Origin of the sequence: Lactobacillus sp. B4026, from assembly GCF_026535825.1 — a bacterium.
GTDB lineage: Bacteria > Bacillota > Bacilli > Lactobacillales > Lactobacillaceae > Lactobacillus > Lactobacillus panisapium.
In genome coordinates this window covers 299,182-318,564 of the sequence record NZ_JAFNPD010000001.1, presented here as the reverse complement: position 1 = coordinate 318,564, position 19,383 = coordinate 299,182, and the positions used below count along the sequence as shown (strand labels likewise).

The 19,383-nt window shown below is 36.8% G+C and carries 16 protein-coding genes and 1 other RNA gene; 3 read left to right on the top strand and 14 right to left on the bottom strand.

The genetic code is table 11. From position 1 onward, the window contains the following. Positions 1 to 57: 57 nt before the first annotated feature. The 3 genes from J3U69_RS01615 to J3U69_RS01605 form a co-directional block, all read right to left on the bottom strand. Positions 58 to 1,443, bottom strand: a complete 1,386-nt coding sequence (locus J3U69_RS01615) for an MFS transporter (RefSeq protein ID WP_267412820.1) — start codon at positions 1,441 to 1,443, stop codon at positions 58 to 60. A 248-nt stretch (positions 1,444 to 1,691) separates the two neighbouring features. After that, the gene (locus J3U69_RS01610) at positions 1,692 to 3,038 is read right to left on the bottom strand and encodes a glucose-6-phosphate isomerase (RefSeq protein ID WP_267412819.1); all 1,347 of its coding nucleotides are present in this window, start codon (positions 3,036 to 3,038) and stop codon (positions 1,692 to 1,694) included. A 91-nt stretch (positions 3,039 to 3,129) separates the two neighbouring features. Beyond that, entirely contained in the window at positions 3,130 to 3,744 is a 615-nt protein-coding gene (locus tag J3U69_RS01605) for a VanZ family protein (RefSeq protein WP_103752192.1), read from the bottom strand. 140 nt (positions 3,745 to 3,884) lie between these two features. Here J3U69_RS01605 and J3U69_RS01600 point away from each other — a divergent pair, with 140 nt between their 5' ends. Both J3U69_RS01600 and J3U69_RS01595 read left to right on the top strand, forming a co-directional pair. After that, positions 3,885 to 6,077, top strand: a complete 2,193-nt coding sequence (locus tag J3U69_RS01600) for an LTA synthase family protein (protein WP_267412818.1) — start codon at positions 3,885 to 3,887, stop codon at positions 6,075 to 6,077. Between the two features lie 50 nt (positions 6,078 to 6,127). Next, the gene (locus J3U69_RS01595; protein ID WP_258567364.1) at positions 6,128 to 6,991 is read left to right on the top strand and encodes an SPFH domain-containing protein; all 864 of its coding nucleotides are present in this window, start codon (positions 6,128 to 6,130) and stop codon (positions 6,989 to 6,991) included. 62 nt (positions 6,992 to 7,053) lie between these two features. Here J3U69_RS01595 and J3U69_RS01590 read toward each other — a convergent pair whose 3' ends face one another. The 6 genes from J3U69_RS01590 to glpK form a co-directional block, all read right to left on the bottom strand. Beyond that, positions 7,054 to 8,505, bottom strand: coding sequence for a sensor histidine kinase (locus tag J3U69_RS01590; protein ID WP_267412817.1), 1,452 nt, complete (start codon positions 8,503 to 8,505; stop codon positions 7,054 to 7,056). Between the two features lie 9 nt (positions 8,506 to 8,514). After that, positions 8,515 to 9,252 (bottom strand): response regulator transcription factor, encoded by a 738-nt coding sequence (locus J3U69_RS01585; protein ID WP_258566334.1) that lies wholly within the window; start codon positions 9,250 to 9,252, stop codon positions 8,515 to 8,517. Continuing rightward, positions 9,249 to 9,644 (bottom strand): SdpI family protein, encoded by a 396-nt coding sequence (locus J3U69_RS01580; protein ID WP_103752187.1) that lies wholly within the window; start codon positions 9,642 to 9,644, stop codon positions 9,249 to 9,251. Before J3U69_RS01580 ends, J3U69_RS01585 begins: the two co-directional genes overlap by 4 nt. A 27-nt stretch (positions 9,645 to 9,671) precedes the next feature. After that, a complete protein-coding gene (manA, locus tag J3U69_RS01575; RefSeq protein WP_267412816.1) occupies positions 9,672 to 10,640 on the bottom strand; it encodes a mannose-6-phosphate isomerase, class I in 969 nt (322 codons plus the stop codon). A 239-nt stretch (positions 10,641 to 10,879) separates the two neighbouring features. Beyond that, positions 10,880 to 12,622: an FAD-dependent oxidoreductase gene (locus J3U69_RS01570; RefSeq protein ID WP_267412815.1), complete on the bottom strand. Its 1,743-nt coding sequence runs from the start codon at positions 12,620 to 12,622 to the stop codon at positions 10,880 to 10,882. Positions 12,623 to 12,640: 18 nt separating this feature from the next. Further along, positions 12,641 to 14,161: a glycerol kinase GlpK gene (gene glpK, locus J3U69_RS01565; protein WP_220232960.1), complete on the bottom strand. Its 1,521-nt coding sequence runs from the start codon at positions 14,159 to 14,161 to the stop codon at positions 12,641 to 12,643. A gap of 140 nt (positions 14,162 to 14,301) precedes the next feature. Between glpK and J3U69_RS01560 the strand changes: the two genes are divergently transcribed. After that, positions 14,302 to 15,180 (top strand): LysR family transcriptional regulator, encoded by an 879-nt coding sequence (locus tag J3U69_RS01560; RefSeq protein WP_267412814.1) that lies wholly within the window; start codon positions 14,302 to 14,304, stop codon positions 15,178 to 15,180. Between the two features lie 110 nt (positions 15,181 to 15,290). Here the strand turns inward: J3U69_RS01560 and ssrA are convergent. The 5 genes from ssrA to J3U69_RS01535 all read right to left on the bottom strand — a co-directional run bounded on the left by ssrA (position 15,291) and on the right by J3U69_RS01535 (position 19,319). After that, positions 15,291 to 15,656, bottom strand: a transfer-messenger RNA (tmRNA) gene (ssrA, locus tag J3U69_RS01555). A 74-nt stretch (positions 15,657 to 15,730) separates the two neighbouring features. Then, on the bottom strand, positions 15,731 to 16,537 hold the full coding sequence (locus J3U69_RS01550; RefSeq protein WP_267412813.1) for a Cof-type HAD-IIB family hydrolase: 807 nt from the start codon (positions 16,535 to 16,537) through the stop codon (positions 15,731 to 15,733). Continuing rightward, positions 16,530 to 17,000, bottom strand: coding sequence for an HIT family protein (locus tag J3U69_RS01545; RefSeq protein WP_220235316.1), 471 nt, complete (start codon positions 16,998 to 17,000; stop codon positions 16,530 to 16,532). Before J3U69_RS01545 ends, J3U69_RS01550 begins: the two co-directional genes overlap by 8 nt. A gap of 89 nt (positions 17,001 to 17,089) precedes the next feature. Then, positions 17,090 to 18,274 carry an acetate/propionate family kinase gene (locus J3U69_RS01540; RefSeq protein ID WP_220221015.1) on the bottom strand — a complete coding sequence of 395 codons (1,185 nt, stop codon included), beginning with the start codon at positions 18,272 to 18,274 and terminating at the stop codon, positions 17,090 to 17,092. A gap of 43 nt (positions 18,275 to 18,317) precedes the next feature. Continuing rightward, on the bottom strand, positions 18,318 to 19,319 hold the full coding sequence (locus J3U69_RS01535) for a class I SAM-dependent methyltransferase (protein WP_220235314.1): 1,002 nt from the start codon (positions 19,317 to 19,319) through the stop codon (positions 18,318 to 18,320). Positions 19,320 to 19,383: the final 64 nt, after the last annotated feature.

Below are 19,383 nucleotides of genomic sequence, written 5' to 3'. Positions count from 1 at the left end.
GTAAAAAAAAGCCTTACCTTACGGTAAGACTTTAATAATTAAAAATAGGAATTTATTCTACTTTTGCGCTTCTAATCTAAATAAATTTAAATAGCTAAGAAAAATAATTACACTAATGACAGTCATGACCAAAAAAGCTACCTGACTACCTTGAGCAGTTAACACGGCATAATTACCCGGCCTTTTTTGCCAAGCTGAAATAATTGTTGCCATCACTGTCGTGCCCATTGAACCAGCATATTGTTGCCCTGTTTGAAATACCGCGGTTGCATCAGTATGCAGTTCATCTGGTTGCAGTTTCGAAACCTCCGCCATTGTATTGTTAAAGGCCATTTGCCGACCAATAATCATAATGCCGTAAAAAACACCGACTAAAAGCGTAGAAATTTTTAGGCCAAAAATGGTAAATAATAAGCTGGCACTGAAGCAGAACAATGTTCCCGTCAAAAATGGAATCTTTGGGCCTTTTTCATCATAAATATGGCCAAACCAAGGATTCAAGATACCACTTAAAATACAGCCAGGTAATAAGACCAAGCCGCCGACCAAAGAACTAGCATGATTAACGATCTGAACGTAGTTAGGTAAAACAAAACTTGTGCCAATATTAATAAACTGTAATAACAAGTATGAGATCATCGCAAAGATGAATGGTTTATTCTTGAAAATAGCTAAATTAATGAGCTTCTTATCGCTCGTCTTAGATAATTTAATAAAAATGAACACCAGAATTGCGACCACAATCATACTAAGCCAAAACCCAAGATCAGTTAAGCCATTGCTAATGCGGTTAAAGCCAATATTAAAGATGACCATTGCTGCCGCAATAACACCGTAACTTAACCAGTCAAAACTTGGATGCTTTTTTTCATGATACTGTTCAACCGTAAAAAATCCAAGTAATAACACCAACAAAGCGATACCGGAAACAATATGAAAAATTAATGGCCAGCCAAAGTAATATACAACTGTTCCACCAAAGGTTGGGCCGAGTGATGGTGCCAAAATGACGACCAAGCCCGTTAAGCCCATATAAAAGCCCCACTTTTCTTGTGGCATCAATTCAACAACCAGATTAAACATTAATGGAATTGATAAACCTGCCCCGACTGATGAAATCAATCGACCAGCTAGTAAAACCCAGAAATTTTGGGCAAACCCGGCAACAAGCGAGCCGCCAATAAAAGCTATGGCAGCAGTTAAAAATAACTGCCTAGCCGAAAAACGGTCATTCAAATAAGAACTCGAAACCATAATCACAGCAATCATTAGCAAATAGCCTGTAGTTGTCCACTGCACTAGCCCTAAGCCGATATGAAATTGTTTCATTAACGTCGGAAAGGTAACATTTAAACTAGTTTCCGTCAAAATAGAGACAAAGGCCATTAAAGCACAGCTAATGATTGCCAAAACGTGTTTGGGCGTTTCTGTTTTCTCTTTCATAATAAACTCCTTATCTTTAATAATAAAAAAAGAGTAAAAAGCGATTAACTTTTACCCTTTCCATAATTGACTAAATATCAATAATTTAACATGTACAGGATGAACTATACTAATTTTGTTTTTCCAATTTACCTAATTTCTCAATATGATTGATAAAACAATGCTATTAAAGATAATGTTAGTAAATACACTCAAACTATTTTATTGCTTTTTCGCAAAAAACGCAATTAGCTTTTAAATAAATAGTCTTATTCTTTTTCAAAGCGAGCTGAAAGATCATCGTGTAAGTCTTCATAACCAGGTTTGTTTAAAAGACCAAACATGTTGCGCTTGTACTCTTCAACACCAGGTTGGTTAAATGGATTAATACCATTCAAATAGCCGGAGATTGAAATTGCTAATTCAAAGAAGTAAATCAAGTAGCCTAAGGTATGCTCAGTTTGATCTGGAATGTTAACAGTCATCACTGGGACACCACCATCAGTGTGAGCTAAAACTACACCTTCATATGCGCGGTCATTAACAAAATTGAGGCTCTTACCTGCTAAGAAGTTCAATTGATCTAAATTACGGTCATCTGTTGGAATTTCAACATCATTTGCAGGATTCTCGACTCTAATAACAGTTTCAAATAAGTTACGAAGTCCTTCTTGGATATATTGTCCAAGTGAGTGCAGATCAGTAGTGAAGTTAGCACTTGCTGGCCAAATTCCCTTGTTGTCCTTACCTTCAGATTCACCCATCAATTGTTTGCACCATTCACTAAACATTCTTAATGTTGGTTCATAGTTTTCAACAATTTCTGTCGTGTAACCTTTACGGTATAAAATATTGCGCAAAGCAGCGTATTGATATGGCGTAGCCTTAGCAACATCAGTATCTTGATAATCACTACGAGCATCGGCTGCACCCTTCATCAATTGATCAATGTCAGCACCAGAAACAGCAATTGGCAATAAACCTACGGCTGAAAGGACACTAAAACGACCACCGATATCATCAGGAACAACAAATTCTTCGTATCCTTCAGCATCTGCTTCAGTCTTCAAAGCACCCTTTGCTCGGTCAGTTGTAGCGAAAATGCGTTTTTGTGCTTCTTCTTTGCCATATTTTTGAATTAACTTATCTTTGAAAATGCGGAAAGCAACAGCTGGTTCAGTCGTTGTTCCTGACTTAGAAATAACATTGACACTAAAGTCCTTGTCACCAAGCCATTCAATCAAATCATGAAGATATGAGCCAGAAAGTGAGTTACCACAAAAGACAATTGTAGGGTACTTTTCTTTGCCCTTTCCGTAAAATGCACCATTTAAGAATTCAACTGCTGCTTGTGCGCCAAGGTAAGATCCACCAATTCCAATACAGATTAATACCTCAGAATCGTCTTGAATCTTCTTAGCAGCTTTTTTAATTCGGTCGAATTCATCTTTATCATAATTAACTGGTAAATCAACCCAGCCGAGGAAATCGCTACCTGCACCGGTTCCGTCTTTTAATTCCTTAGCCGCAGCGTCAACCATGGCCTGCATTTCGCCTAATTCATTTTCATGAACAAACGGTGTTAATTTAGTGCTATCGAATTTAATTAAATTCATACAATACGCTCCCCTTATTGAATTAAATATCTATTTCACAAAACCATTTTAGCAATCTTATTTTATAAATACCAGAGCTTTTTGAATAGTTTTATAACTTTTGCCGAACTCTTTGCACTAGCCAGTAAAGCAGGTACCCCAAGGCTGTACCACAACTATTAAAAAAGACATCGTCAATATCACTCACGCCAGTTGCTAGTAAAAATTGCATTGCCTCTATAAATATCGAAAACATCATTCCGCTTAGTAATACCCTGATAAATGTTTGCTTTTTTGAAAAAACAAATGGTGCCAAAAAGCCAAAAGGCAGAAAACAAACAATATTACCAAAAGAATTATAGACAAAATCTAAGCGGCTTTGCGCATAAAACATTTTCCAAGTTTCTTTCATAAATACCAAGTTAATGTCGCTTAACGGCCGGTGAAAGTTAAAAGAAAGCTGCCACGGAAAATATGTTCCCCGAAAGGTTGTTAGCATTAACACTAAGATTAGGTAAAATGCAAACAGCCACACAGATGCTTCGGATTTGATTGTTCGACGTCGTCTTATCGCCATTAGCCACAACAAACGCAGCACCATAAAAACTAAAAAGTAAAAAATAGTTTTATCAAACGCTAGCACAATTAACTTGATCAAGGCAAAATGGTTAATTTGTGTTGCATACATTTGAGCAATTAGGTTATATAGCGGTCCTAAAAATATCATTTTTGTTCAGTCCCATAATAGTATTCATTTAAATTATACTCAATCTTGACCAGTTAATTCTTAAAAAAGGACTAACAATGCAGAAAAGATTGTCTAAAACTGCTGAAAATCTTAAAATAATTAAATAAGGAGAGTTCACTTTGAAAAAAAAGAATCTGATTAAGTTCATTCAGACAAGAACAGGCTTTTTCTGCCTTTTAGTGGTGTTATTCACACTGAAATACATTTTCGCAGCATATCACGATTTTAACCTGGGCATTTCTGATCCTTACCAACATATTATTATGTGGTTGAGCCCGATTGGCACGACAATTTTGTTAATCGGCATTGGATTTTATTTTCCTAAACCAATAGTTTCGTATTGTGTGATGCTATTGATGGATTTTGCCGATACCGGCTTGCTTTTTGCCAATATTCTTAATTATCGGCAATTTTCCGACTTTATTACGGTAAAAACAATCGCTAATGCCGGTAAAGTTGCACCCGGACTTGGTAAAAGTGCTGTCGCCCTCTTACAGTTTTCCGATCTATTTCTTTGGCTTGATCTAATAGTAATTATCGGCTTATTAATTGCACGCAAAATTAAAATTGATCAAAAATCTTATGGCCTGCTAACACCGTTTGCCATCACTTCTTTTGGTGCAGTGGTTTTGTCACTAAACGTGTTCATGGCTGAATCTTCTCGGCCACGCTTGTTAGGTACAACTTTTGATCGGTCATACATTGTCAAATACCTTGGTATTAATACGTTTACGATCTATGATGGCGTAAAAAACGAGCAAACTGAGCAAGTTAACCGCAACGCAAACACTGCCGATTTAAATAAAATTTTGGCTTATACCAAAAAAAGCAAATTACCGGTTAATCCCCAATATTATGGTGTAGCCAAGGGCAAGAATGTGATTGTAATCCATTTAGAGAGCTTCCAGCAATTTTTAATTGATTTAAAGGTTAACGGCAAGGAAGTCACGCCATTTCTCAATTCAATCTATCATAACCGGCATTCACTTAGCTTCGCTAATTTCTACCATCAAGTTGGCATTGGTCGGACTAGTGATGCGGAAAATATGCTTGAAACCAGTACCTTCGGTATTTCTGATGGCTCTTTATTTACTGCCCTTGGTAGTTCTAATACCTTTCAAGCCGCACCACAAATCTTACGTGAACACGGCAATTACACCTCTGCCGTATTTCATGGTAATGTGGGCTCATTTTGGAATCGTGACGATGTTTACAAAAATATGGGCTATAACTACTTTTTTGATCAAAATTACTTCAGTTATGACCGCAGTGATCGAATCGGTTATGGTATTAAAGACAAAATTATGTTTGCGGAAAGTGTTAAGTACTTGGAAAGAATGCAGCAGCCATTTTATACCAAGTTTATTACCGTAACTAATCACACTCCCTTTGATATGGACGAAGAAGACTTAGATCCATCTTTCAAAACTGCTGACACGACGGATAAATCAATTAATAATTACTTTGAAACTGCCCATTATCTTGATCAAGCCGTCCGCGAATTTTTTAACTACTTAGATCGTTCTGGCTTAAGTAAAAATACGATGGTTGTCATATATGGTGATCATTATGGTTTAAGCAATTCGGAAAATGAAACCTTGGCTCCGATTGTTGGAGAAAGTTCAGATACTTGGAATAGTTATAATAATGTCCAAATGCAGCGAGTTCCCTTCATGATATATTCACCTAAAATAAAGGGAGCAATTAAACACGAAGTAGCCGGCGAAATTGATGTATTACCAACTTTACTTCATTTATTAGGTATTTCTAATCGCCATTATGTTCAATTCGGAAATGACTTATTATCGCCCAAATATAAGCCTTGGATTGTCTTCCGCAATGGCACTATCGTTAGTCAAAAATACGTCATCATTGGTGGCAAAGGGCAAAAAGGTGTTGTTTACGATCGTCAATCTGGCAAGCAAATTATCAATTTTACCCAACAAGAAAAAATTGAGATTGCTGCTTTAGCCAAAAAAGGTAAATTATCGCTTAAGTATTCTGACCTATTAAACAATCATAATCTTTTGCGCTTTTACACCCCAACTGGCTTCAAGCCGGTCGATCCGGGACAATTCGATTATTTAACTAATTTTCAGCAAATGGAAGAAATAAGAGAAAAGTTAAAAGGACATTCAACCGCCCTAATAACTAAACACCATAAATCCACTACTAGTTTGTACAAAACAGATGCCGCCGAATTGTCTGGCCGGCATGAAGAAATTACGGATATTCCAGATTCGGTTTCGGGTAATCACTTAGTTGAAAAGAAAAATAAGCCTAGTAAAAAAAGCAGAAAGTTTTATAATTAAAAATTAAGGATATCAGAAAAATTTCAATTTGAATGGAGGTTACCTTAATTATGTTTAAAGCAATAATTGCTATCCTGGTTATTCTACTTGTTTTATCATCTTTTCGCGTTGTACCGCAAAATAACGAAGGACTTATTGAGACTCTGGGCAAGTATTCTAGAACCGTTAAAGCCGGTCTAGTTGTTATCATTCCAATTATTCAGAAAATGCGGCGCGTTTCTTTAGCGATGTTTCCGGCAGAAATTTCAAAATATTCTATCATTACCAAAGATAATGCTGAGATTACCACCAGCTTAACCTTAAACTATTTGGTAACTGATTCTTATAAATACTTTTACAATAATACTGATTCAGTTAAATCAATGGTAGAACTAATTAGAGGGCACCTGCGTGACATCATTGGTCGAATGGACTTAAATGAAGCCCTTGGATCAACCAGTAAAATTAATACCCAATTATCTGAGGCTATCGGTGATTTAACCGATATTTATGGCATCCGGGTTGTACGGGTCAATATTGATGAGTTGCTACCAAGTGCTGAAATTCAGAAAGCCATGGATAAGCAATTGACCGCCGATCGTGAAAAAATTGCTGCTATTGAAAAAGCTGAAGGTGAAGCTAAAAACATTGAGTTGACTACAAAAGCTAAAAACGATGCTTTAATTGCTACGGCGAAAGCAAAAGCTGAGGCCGTTAAAACCGAAGCCGATGCTGAGGCATACAGAATTAGTAAATTGCAAAGTAGCTTAGCTGCAGCCAGTGACGGCTACTTTAAAAATCAGAGTTTGGATAGTTTCAATAAGCTTGCCACAGGTCCAAACAACATGATTGTAGTTGATAAAGACGATATGACCAATTTGGGTTCAATTCCAGCAACTGCTAAAGTTTGGAATAAATCGACTGAGAACGAATAATCTACTATAAACGATAAATTAGTAAACAAAAAAGACGCCTTAATCAAAAGCGTCTTTTTTCGTTAGTCAGTAATGTATTGCTCGTAACCCTTATCAAAAATCGTAATCGTAAATATTGCTCCTTGATTTGGGTGAGACTTAACCGTAATCTTACCACCATGCTGTTTAATGAGTGAAGAAACAATGGACAAGCCAAGACCTGATTCTCCCGACCCGTCACGAACACGAGAAGGATCTGCCTTGAAAAATCTTTCAAAAATATATTTCATCTGCTCATCACTCATTCCAATCCCGTTATCACTAACACTAATTTCTGTTCCATGATCTACTCTTTTACCGCAAATCATGATTTTACCCTTCTTAGTAAATTGAATAGCATTCTGAACGAGATTAACGATTATTTGGGTAAAACGATCTTGATCGGCATAGATTGGTAAGTCACTTGGAGCGCTAACCTTGATTCTATCATGTACTTTTTCGGCATTATGTGAAAGTTGAATGGACACATCATTTAAGATCTGCGTTGCGTTAAATTCCGTCTTAGTCAAAAGAATCTGATTATTTCTGATTTTTTCAAAATCAAGATTTTCGTTAACTAATCTAATCAAGCGCTTGGTTTCACGCTGCATTAATTCAATTGACTTCGGTTTTGACTCCTCAGGAATAGCATTATACTGTAATCCTTCTAGAATACCATTAATTGTTGTCAGTGGTGTGCGCATTTCGTGAGCCGCATCAGCTAAAAATTGATCACGTCTTTTTTCCTGCTTTTTAATCTCGTTATCTGATTGTTTCAATGTTCGGACCATTTGATTAAAATTAGCAGCTAGTTGATCAATTTCATCATGACCAGTGTATTCTAATTGAACTTCAAAATTGCCAGCAGCCACTTTTTGCGTAGCACGTGTTAAGCGCTTAATTTTATTCGTGGTGTAATATGCTAAAGCGAAACTTAGCCCCAGTCCGACTATTAGTGCAATGATTAAGGCATTGAGCAAGTTTTGTTTCGCCATCGTAATGGGCTTCTCAACATTTTTGACACGTGCCCCAATCCATACAGCACCAATAAACTGATGATCACTAATCCAAGGAACCAATACGCCAGTGCATGAATCTTTAGTATGACCTAAGTAAGTATGCGAATCATTGTTATTTTTAATGCGAATTTCTTGTCCTTGTTTCAGAATTCCTAAAACGTCTGAGGCTAAATGTAAATCTTCAGAAGTCTTAGGGTATATTTGCTTACTTTTTGAATCAAAAACGCGAATATGGAGATCATCTCCGTGCAAAATAAACTCTAGTTGATGCAAAAATTCGGAATTGAGCAAATAAGTGCCATTTTTCTTATCAGTAGTTGCAAGTGACCCCAGAGCAGACGCATAATCTTCCATTCGTTGGTAATTTTGAGAATAAGATTGATTGGTAACATATAAAATTTCAGAATACCCAATAATCGCTACTGTGGTCAGAATAATCAGCAAAAAGCTGAGCATGTGCTGATAAATTAATTTCATATCGTAACTTTAAACCTGCGAATCATCAAATTTATAGCCGACGCCCCACACGGTTTGAATGACATTAGCGCCAACCTTTTCTAACTTTTGTCTTAGTTTTTTAATGTGGGCGTCAACGGTTCTCTCTTCGCCAAAATAATCATAGCCCCAAACAGATTCAAGTAATTGTCCACGTGAAAATACTTGTTTTGGCTTTTGGGCCATTGTATACAGTAAATTAAACTCTTTTGGAGTAATGTAGTCGACTTCTTTATTATCAAATAATACTTCTCGTCTTTTTTTCGAGATTTTCATATGTTGGGTTTCAACATCAAAAGTCTCGTCACGTTTTTCCGAAATAGCCTTGCTTTGATTATCTTCAATCATAATCCTGCGTTGCAACGCTTTAATGCGAGCAATCAGGGCAAGCGGACTAAATGGCTTTGAGACATAATCATCTGCCCCAACTCCCAGTCCTAAGATCTGTTCAGCCTCACTACTCCTGGCAGTTAACATAATAATTGGAATTGTCGGTGAGATGGCACAAACTTCTTTAGCAACTTGAATACCATCTTTTTTAGGCAAATTTAAATCTAAAGTGATCAAATCATATTGGTCAGGATTTTTGGCAAACATTTTGACAGCCTGATCACCATCAGTAGCCACATCCATGGTCCATCCTTCTTTTTTAATAAACATGTCCATCATTTCAGCAACTGATTTATCATCCTCAACCATTAAAATTCTCAAATTTTTTTCTGGTTTCATTTTCGGTCCCTAAATCCTTTAGTTTTTACCCTTTTTATTTTGTCAGGATCCGTGTAATCGCGCGGTAATTCATGACGTTCAAGCAAAAACTGCTTCAAACTTTTTTCTGTCGCCATAATTGGAAACAAAAGAAAAAGATAAAATGTAAGTAGCCAAAGCAAAAAATAGCGATCCCAATTTAAAGAATGAATCCCAATTCCTAATACTAACTGAATTCCGCCAAAAATAATAAAGTAAAGGCTTGCCTTTTTTTGAGCAAATCTAAAACTGGCTTTATTAACCTGAGCTAAGTATGAATAATAACCATAAAATGGGCAAGGTTTTTTAGGTGGGTTAATTAACCATAAGATACCCACAACTAAAATAATCGACCCACAAGCTATATAAATCATACTGTCTCCCCTTTTTAACAGAAAAAATTAGTCGTCATTTCCTGGTGCAGAAATAACCATTTTCATTTTACCAGTGAATGTAAAATTCTTCATCTGATTAGGAATAATCAAATTGGTACCTATATTTAAATCGTAAATCTTCGAATTAACTTCAAGCTTTCCTGAGCCCTCAATAACTGTTACCAGTAAATAAGGTTTATCATTTAAGCCAGTCTCCCATTTACCATCTAGAGTAATTTGCCAGAGGTAAAAGTGAGGTGAAACAGGCGGACAAACCAAAGTTTTAATGACAGCATCTTGTTCTTTTTTAACCTGAACATTAAGCTTAGGGTCAACATGCGGTACCGTTGTAACATCAATTGACTTTTGCGTGTGTAACTCTCGTTTTTGACCAGTTTTTTGATCTACTCGGTCATAATCATATAAACGATAAGTTACATCACTCGATTGCTGCGTCTCAATAACAACAATCCCCTTTGTTAGGGCATGAATTGTTCCAGCAGGTACATAAAAGAAATCGCCTTTTTTAACGGGTACTTTGCGAAGAAGTTTATCCCATTCACCTTTATTAATCATATCGGCTAATTCAGCGCGTGATTTTGCGTTATGACCATAGATTAGGTAAGAACCTGGATCAGCTTGTAAGACATACCAGCTTTCGGTTTTGCCACTATCATTTTCGACTTTGCGAGCATACTCATCGTCAGGGTGAACCTGTACCGAAAGATTATCATTAGCATCCAAAAATTTTACTAATAATGGAAATTCTTTACTTTTGGGATTACCAAAAAGTTCAGGATGTTCATGATAAACTGTCCGTAAGCTCTTGCTTTTTAAATCACCTGTCTCAACGGTTGAAGCATCATCCTTATAGCCTGATATCACCCATGCTTCACCAATCTGGCCCTCAGGAATATCGTAATTAAAAATAGTCTTTAACTTACGGCCACCCCAAATTTTGGGTCTAAAGTATGGTGTTAAAAAAATTGGTTCCATCTGTCTCACCTCATATATAAGTTTAAACTTTTACTCTCTAAAATTAAAACCATTTTTTCAAATATGAAAACTTGATCTAAAACCAGATCTAACAGGTAATTAAATATTCATTTTTTAATTACCACTTAAAAGACCGGTCTCTTTTATTTTAAATGATTACAGACAAAAAACCTATCAGAATATGCTCTGATAGATTTTTTTTGGGAAATAATTTACTACTTTAGTTCAAATTCTTACTTTTATTTTTTCAAATATTCTAATCGTGATTCCGAAATTTCTTGATTTAAATCATGTACATATTCATCTTTTTTATCTCGCTCCCAGCCATAAAACTTCGCCATATGATTTATTACGCCAACCTTAACTCGGTCTAAAGTATCATTTTTAAATAAAATATGATAAGTTCTGCGTAATAGATAGTCTACAGGAGTTAAAGTCATTTCTTCTGCCATTGAATAATCAAGAGCCGCTGTTTCGCCTAAGCTAAGACCATCCTCTGGTTCAATTTCTTTAGCATGATCGTATATTTTAACGGCTTCAGAACCAAATAAGTGTGCGATTTCTGTGGCATCGTCTTTCGTCAACCCAGCCGCAATTCCGTAGTCAGCAATTTTTGCCAACTCCTCTTCGGCATTATCGGAATCAAAATCACCTCCTGTCACTTTGATAGTAGCTGAATCTTGCAGCGTAAAATCTCTGTTAAACCGATCTTTTAAAACGGCCCTAATTTTAGCGATTGCACCATCTGCCATAATGCGGTAATCAGTTAGTTTTCCACCAGCCAAGGTAATTAAGCCATCTTCTGCTTGTGTTAAAGAACTGCCACGAGAAACTGCTGAGGGTGCAGAAGTACTATCGGAAACACTTGCTCCAGTAGTTGCATCAGCAGCCGCACTTTGGTTTTTTTCGACGTCAACTTCAATTAACGGACGAACACCTGCCCAACTAGCCTCAATATCGGCTATTTTCAAATGAGCGCTCGGATATTTTTTATTAATAATATTTAGTAGATAATCAACATCTCCTTTCTCTACTTTTGGATCGGCAAGGTTACCGGTAAAATCAGTATCTGTCGTCCCAAAATAGGTCTTACCTTCTCTTGGAATGGTAAAAATCATCCGGCCATCTGCTGTTCCGGAACCAAAATAAGTTGGCTGGGGAACTTTTAAGCGTGTTTGATCGACAACTAAGTGAACGCCCTTTGTTGGTCGTAAACGAGGTTTCCGGTAACTAGCTTTGTCTTCTTGCCGGACAATGTCAGACCATGGACCAGAAGTATTGATTACTACATTGGCGTGAATATCAAATTCTTCACCGGTTAAATTGTCATGGACGCGGGCGCCATTAACACGCTTTGCTTTGTCATGAAGGATTTTTACGCTCTTTAGATGACTAACTGCTAAGCATCCCAGCTCATGAGCTTTTTTAACATTTTCAAGCACCAGCCGAGAATCATTATTCTGATAATCCAGATAAATACCCGCACCTAGCAAGTTTTGCGAATTTAGCTGTGGCTCCCGTCTTAATGCCTCTTTCTTATCGATGGTGTAATTTGCATACTTTTTCAAGGGAGAATCACCCTCAATTCCAGCCAAATGATCATAAAGGTCCATTGCAACTTTGACTGAAAACATTGTAAACGTGGTATCCGGTTCATCATAAATCGGTAACATCATCGGATCAGGACGTGTCATATGCGGGGCAATGTGCTGGATGATTGCACGCTCCTTAACTGTATCTGAAACGACTTGCACATCAAAGGTTTTTAGGTAGCGAATACCGCCATGGACTAACCTAGTTGAACGTGAGGAAGTCCCTGCACCAAAATCCTGCATGTCAATTAAACCAGTTTTCATTTTTGCTGCAGCAGCTTGGAGCGCTACTCCCGCTCCCGTTATTCCTCCGCCAATGACTAACAAATCAAGCTGTTCAGTTTTTAACCGTTCAATTTCATCTTTTCTACTTGCAAGCGAGAATGTCATTTTCTAGCTCCTTTCTTTTTAGTTGGACTTCTTTTGAAAAGGAACGTAAGAAAAACTTTGCGCTGCCTTAACCGCCGACTTCCATCCGGAATACAGGGACTCACGTTCAGCCGTTGACATCTGCGGCTTAAAAATGCGCCCGTTTTTCTGAATTTTTTTAATCTCACCAAGGTTTTCCCAGAAGCCAATCGCCAAGCCAGCTAAAAAGGCTGCTCCAAGTGCAGTGGTTTCCAAATTAGCTGCCCGTTCAATTTCTATACCAAGAATATCTGCTTGAAACTGCATTAGATAATCATTATTGGCAGCCCCACCATCAACTTTAAGTTTAGGAATTTTAATTTTAGTGTCTGCATGCATCGTATCAATAACATCACGGCTTTGGTAACCCAGCGATTGAAGCGTAGCCTTAGTAAAATCTGCGCTGGTTGTTCCTCTAGTTAAGCCAAAAACAGCGCCTCGCACGTCTGAATCCCAATATGGCGCGCCTAGACCGGTAAAAGCCGGAACAACAAATACTTCATTATGGTCTTTCGACTTTCGGGCCTCTTCTTCAGATTGCGGTGCATCCTCAATTATTCCCAGCTGATCGCGTAACCATTGGATTGCGGAACCAGCAACATAGACGCTTCCTTCAAGAGCATAATTTACTTTGCCATTAAGACCGTATGCAACTGTCGTCAACAAATTATTTGCCGAAAATTTGGGCTTTTCGCCCGTGTTCATGACGGCAAAAGCACCAGTACCATAAGTGTTTTTGACCATTCCTGGCTCAAACGCCAATTGGCCAATTAGGGCTGCTTGTTGATCACCTGCCATGCCAGCAATTGGTACCTGACTGCCGTAAAAATGATATTCAGCAGTTTTACCATATACCTCCGAATTAGTTCTAATTTCAGGAAGCAATTTACGTGGAATGTTAAGTAGTTTTAAAATATCGTCGTCCCAATCCAATTTAGTAATATTGAACAACATCGTACGGCTGGCATTAGTATAATCCGTTACATGAACCTTGCCCCCAGTTAGCTTCCACACCAGCCAAGAATCAATTGTTCCGAATAAGAGCTCACCATCTTCAGCACGTTGCTGGGCATTTTCAACGTGATCTAAAATCCACCGAATCTTAGTAGCGGAAAAATAAGCATCTGGTATTAGCCCGGTTTTTTCATGAATCATTTCCTGATAGCCACCAGCTTTTAACTTATCTGCTATTGCAGAAGTTTGCCGCGATTGCCAAACAATTGCATGATAAATAGGTAACCCGGTTTTTTTGTCCCAGATGACCGTTGTCTCACGTTGATTAGTGATTCCAATTCCGGCAATTTGGTCTGGCTTAATTCCTGAATTGATAAATGAGTTAGCAATCGTTGATAAAACTGAGTTCCAGATTTCATTTGCATCATGCTCTACCCAGCCAGGTTTAGGAAAATATTGGTTAAACTCTTTACGCGAGTCAATCACTTTTTTCCCTGCATGATCAAAAATGATCGCCCGGGTACTGGTTGTACCTTCATCAATTGCCAAAATATATTTCTTAGGCATTGTCCACTACTCCTTTTTTAGTATTTGTCTTAGGAAAATAACGATCGTTACAATTAAATTTTACCCTCGCTTTTTAGTAAGCGCTAACATATAATGGTGATAACTTATCACTTGAAGTTATAAGCAAAGGAAGCTTTTTAATGAAATATAATTTATTATCATTCAAGTATTTTGTTGATGTCGTTGAGACTCAGGGTTTTACTCCCGCAGCGAAAAGAAATTTTGTTTCCCAAACAGCTATTAGCAATTCCATCAAAAACCTGGAAAAACAGTTAAATGTCAAACTGATTGACCGCTCTACTTCTCACTTTAAAGTAACTTTTGCTGGCGAAAAGCTCTATCACTATGTTATCCAGATTTTGAATAATTACTATGAATTCAATGCTCAAGTAAGCCAACTAGACAACTCTTACCACACTCTGCGTATCCATTATTTACGGGGGTTTAACTATTGGGCAATTAACTTAGCCAAGCTTTTAAAAGCACATCATACTTCTCTGGCTTTACAACTAGACACCGAAAACTTTTCAGAGAGTATTACCAAGTTAGACCAGGGCGACTATGATATTTTGGTGAGCTTCTCAACGGCTCTTAGTAAAATTAAAAATATTCATTCTCAAAAGATTGGAACAGCCAACTTTAGTATTTTAGTCAATCAAAACTGTTTAAATGAACTCGGAGAAGTTAAAAAGGAAGAAACAAAAAAGCAGCCACTTTTTTTACAAAAATGGACTGCAACAGAAGACAATGATGTGCAAACAAAAATTCTCCAAATCTTGGCCAAGATGAAAATTGACTATAGCGATATTATCTACCTCAATAGCTTTGATGGTGCACTTTCGAATGTCTTATTAAACCAAGGAATGGCAATTTACCCTAAAGAACTGGCAATTCCCGGTATTAATGATCAAAACATAAGGTATTTACCCAATTTACCCCTTCTTCAATATGATGTTGTCGCCATCTATAAAGATCCGGCAATTACCCGTATTCTAAGTCAAAGTATAACCGCGAAATAAGTAATAATATCACTACTTAATCTAATAATTATTCAAAAAAATTATTTATGCCGTGCGTTTGCCGTAAGAAACTAAAAAAGCTTGTAACAATTGCTGTTACAAGCTTTTTAATATGGAGATGAGGGGAATTGAACCCCTGTCCAAACGCATCCCGTCACTGACATCTACGATTATAGTTATATTATTTGAACTTCACTAGCCCAAAACGCCATATAACAGGGCTAGAATGGACTAGCTAACCTGTAATGACTCTTTTTAACTATTCAGATAAGGTAGTTAAACGTAACTCACTAAGTTGATACTTGAAACCAAACGTGAGTAATTCAGTAACAAGCAACACATGCGCTTAAATTAAGCAGCTAATGCGTAAGAATTTTCTTTATTTGCAGTTATAAAACTGTGACGTTTTTACGTAGACGTGACCTACGAACCGCAGTCAATGCGAATCTACGCCTGTCGAATCCCAAAACATCCCCGTTTAAGACGACATTATTATAGCATAAAGGTGATTGCATTACTACTGGCAGCTGTTATCAGCAGTTTTACTATTTTAAAAAACGAATTTGTCAAACGCCTGCTTAATACCATCATCATCATTGGTTGATGTAACATAATCGGCGTGTTTTTTGGCAGCATCGGATCCATTACCCATTACTACAGCGGTTCCGGCAACATTAAACATCGGAATATCGTTTTGCTCGTCACCAATCGCCAAAATCTCACTAGTCTTAATTCCTAGTTTTTCGGCCAAGAACTCTAAAGCTGCACCCTTATTAACATTTTGATGCATAACTTCTAAAAAATAAGGATGTGCTCGGACTACATAATTATCTTGCCCAAATTCTTTCATGACATCATCCTCAATTTGATCTAATTTTTCTTTTTCATCACCAAAAACCGCTTTAATAATCTGGTGATCTTTAGTCAATTCTGCTGGTTTTCTGACCAAGACCCCAGCACTATTTTCCCATGCCTGAACCACCGTAATCCAATTGACATCCAAGTTACTGGTAATAATATTGCTATCAGCATCCACTATATTGTATGAAACATTGTGATCATACGAATATTGATCAATTTTCTGATAAGTAGCAAAATCTAACCCGGCTTTTTTTAATAATTTACCCGTAACTGACTCGATCACAGCACCATTAAAAGTAATCACATATTGGTCATCAGTTACAATATCTAATTCATTTAAAAAGTGCTTAACTCCCGCCAAGGGCCGTCCTGAGCACAAAACCACTTTTACTTGTTGGCTTACTGCTTTTTTAATAGTGGTGATTGTCGATTCGAGTAGTTTTCCACTGCTATTCAGTAAAGTGTCATCAACATCGATTGCTACTAATTTAATCAATTATTTCTCCTTGCGTTATTTTCTTTAGTTCTTCAGTTATAGCCTGTCTTATTTTTCCATGTTTATTTGCATCATACTGATATTTTGAATCAGTCCAAAAACTCGAATCATACAACCAAACAGGCTTTGCCAACCTTTTAGAATTTTCTGTTAAGTATCGTGGGAATACATGTGCATGCAAAAAATTATCAGTATTTCCTAAAATATCATAGTTAACCCTTTGACATGAGCATACTTTTAATAGGATATCCCCTACCAAACTCATATCACACAAAAATGATGTTCTTTCATTAATTTCTAAATCATTCAAAGAAGGTACTTTTCTTTTAGGTAATATAACGCAATAACCTGGTAAAAACTGTGTATCTCCAAAAGCTACAAAACTTCCAGTTAGTTCCGCCATTACCATTGGATTAGTACCATTTATTGCAGAACCAATTCTGTCGTCACGCCAATCCCTCATATTCTCCCCCCTTTTAACCTATTCATTTATCATAACAAAAATTATACAAAAAAACCGCTAAGATTTTTTCTTAACGGTTTTTCCGAAGTTTAATTTAAATGTGCCAAACGAACGACATCACGCTCAATCATCAATTCCTCATCAGTTGGAATAACGAGTGCTTTAATCTTCGAGTCTGGTTTTGAAATAAATTTTTCGCCATTGGACTTATTAGCCTCATAATCAGGCTCTAAGCCCATAAATTCAAATGACTTCATTACTTCTTCTCGAATACCAGCATCATGCTCGCCAACTCCGGCAGTGAAAATAATTGCGTCAACACCTTTAAGTTCAACAATATAAGATCCAACATATTGTCTTACCCGGTTAACAAAAATTTTACGTGCAAGTGCTGCTCTTTGCGCAGAATTGTTTTCAAGATCGCGCATATCAGAAGAAATTCCTGAAATTCCTAATAAGCCTGATTTATCATTTAAGATATCAATCATTTCATTAATATCAAGATGATCTTTATTCATAATGTATTGTAAAACAGATGGGTCAACATCACCTGAACGAGTACCCATGGTGATTCCAGCTAATGGGGTAAAGCCCATTGAAGTATCGTATGATTTACCATTTTTTACAGCAGTTACCGAAGCACCAGAGCCAAGATGGCAAACAATTAACTTTAAGTCTTCGACATCTTTTTTTAGCATTTGACCGGCACGGCCAACAATATAACGAACTGAAGTACCATGAGCACCATACTTACGAATACCATATTTTTCATAGTATTCGTAAGGAATTGAATAAATGTAATGCTCTGGATCTAAAGTTTGATGGAAAGAAGTATCGAAGACACCAACTTCCGGTACATCAGGTAGTAATTTCATGAAAGCTTCAATTCCCTTACCTTCAGCCGGATTATGTAACGGTGCGTATTCTTTTAAATCATAAATCTTTTGCAATTTTGCTTGATCAATGATGGCAGAATCAGTAAAATCTTCTCCCCCTGCAACTATTCGATGACCTACACCGACAATTTCACTTAAATCGTCAACTACATGGTAGTCTTTTAAAGCCTTTAATAGCAGATTAACAGCAGTTTCTTGATCTGGAATAGCAATTTCTTGCGTATGCTTTTCGCCGTTTGCCAATTTAATTTCAAAAGAAGAGCCATCAATTCCAACTCGATCGGCAATTCCTTCTGCTAACACTTTTTCTTCTGGGATAGCAAACAATTTATATTTAAAAGAAGAGCTGCCTGAGTTAATTGCTAAAACTTTTTTCATAAATGATATTCCTCCATACACATAATTTAGACTTTTTCACAAATTAATGAATATTTTTAGTATACCACTCATTCAGTTTAACATTAAGCTTGATTAGGTCTTCTTCGTTTTTAAAAGAGTCCAACTTTGTGAGAAATACTTCACAATTTTTTGCTTGCTCGCCGTGGTTTTGAAATACTAACACTGACTTTTGGTTAAACTTATTTTGAAAGAGATTATCGGGTAGCTCAATTATTGCCCGGAGATATACTTTCTCCGACAACCAAGGCATAAAGTCACTTCCACCTTTACCAGAAAGTATTGCTTGCGGTACAACCAAAAAAGCATAGCCATCTGGCCGCAAGCTTTTAATAATTTGTTCAATAAATAAGAAGTGAGCAAATGAATGGCCTTTTTCAGCTTTAGTAGCAAAATTTGCAGCATTGTCATCGTCTGGATAGTAGCCAATTGGAATATCGCTTACAACAATATCTGGCTTGGCAAAAAGCCAAGGTGTAAGAGCATCCTGACAGAATAACTCAATATCAATCTTATTCAAATGTGCACTGATATCCGCAAAATTGAGCATTTCTTCATCATTATCAATTCCAAATAATTGAAAATTGCTCCGTGAATGATTAGCTCTTTTTAGTTGGTTAATTATTGAAAATAATAAATTACCTGATCCAATAGCCGGATCCACAATTACCTGTTTTTTATCTGGCAAAAGTTTTTGCATAAACATTGCAATAATTGTTGCGATAATTGGTGGTGTTGGCATTTGATTAGGATCTAGTCCATCTTCATTAATCGCCTTAAGTGTTAAATACGTAAACAGCTGAACTTTAACTTGTTGAGTCAGCTCATCATAATGCAGATCAGCGTATTTTTTACTTAATTTAGCCACAGTTTCCTTATCAGGTGCTCCTAATTCAACCTTGATCTGGTTGTTTTCCAAATTATCAAATGTTTCTGTTAGAGCTTCACCAAAAGAGACATTCAATGCCTCTTGCAAGCAATTAATACAATCTAAAAATTTATTAAACAGTTCTTCTATATTGTTCATCTCGTGTCCCCTTCTATTTCATTAAACATTTTAATAGAAAGAAGGCAATTCAAGCAAGCAAATC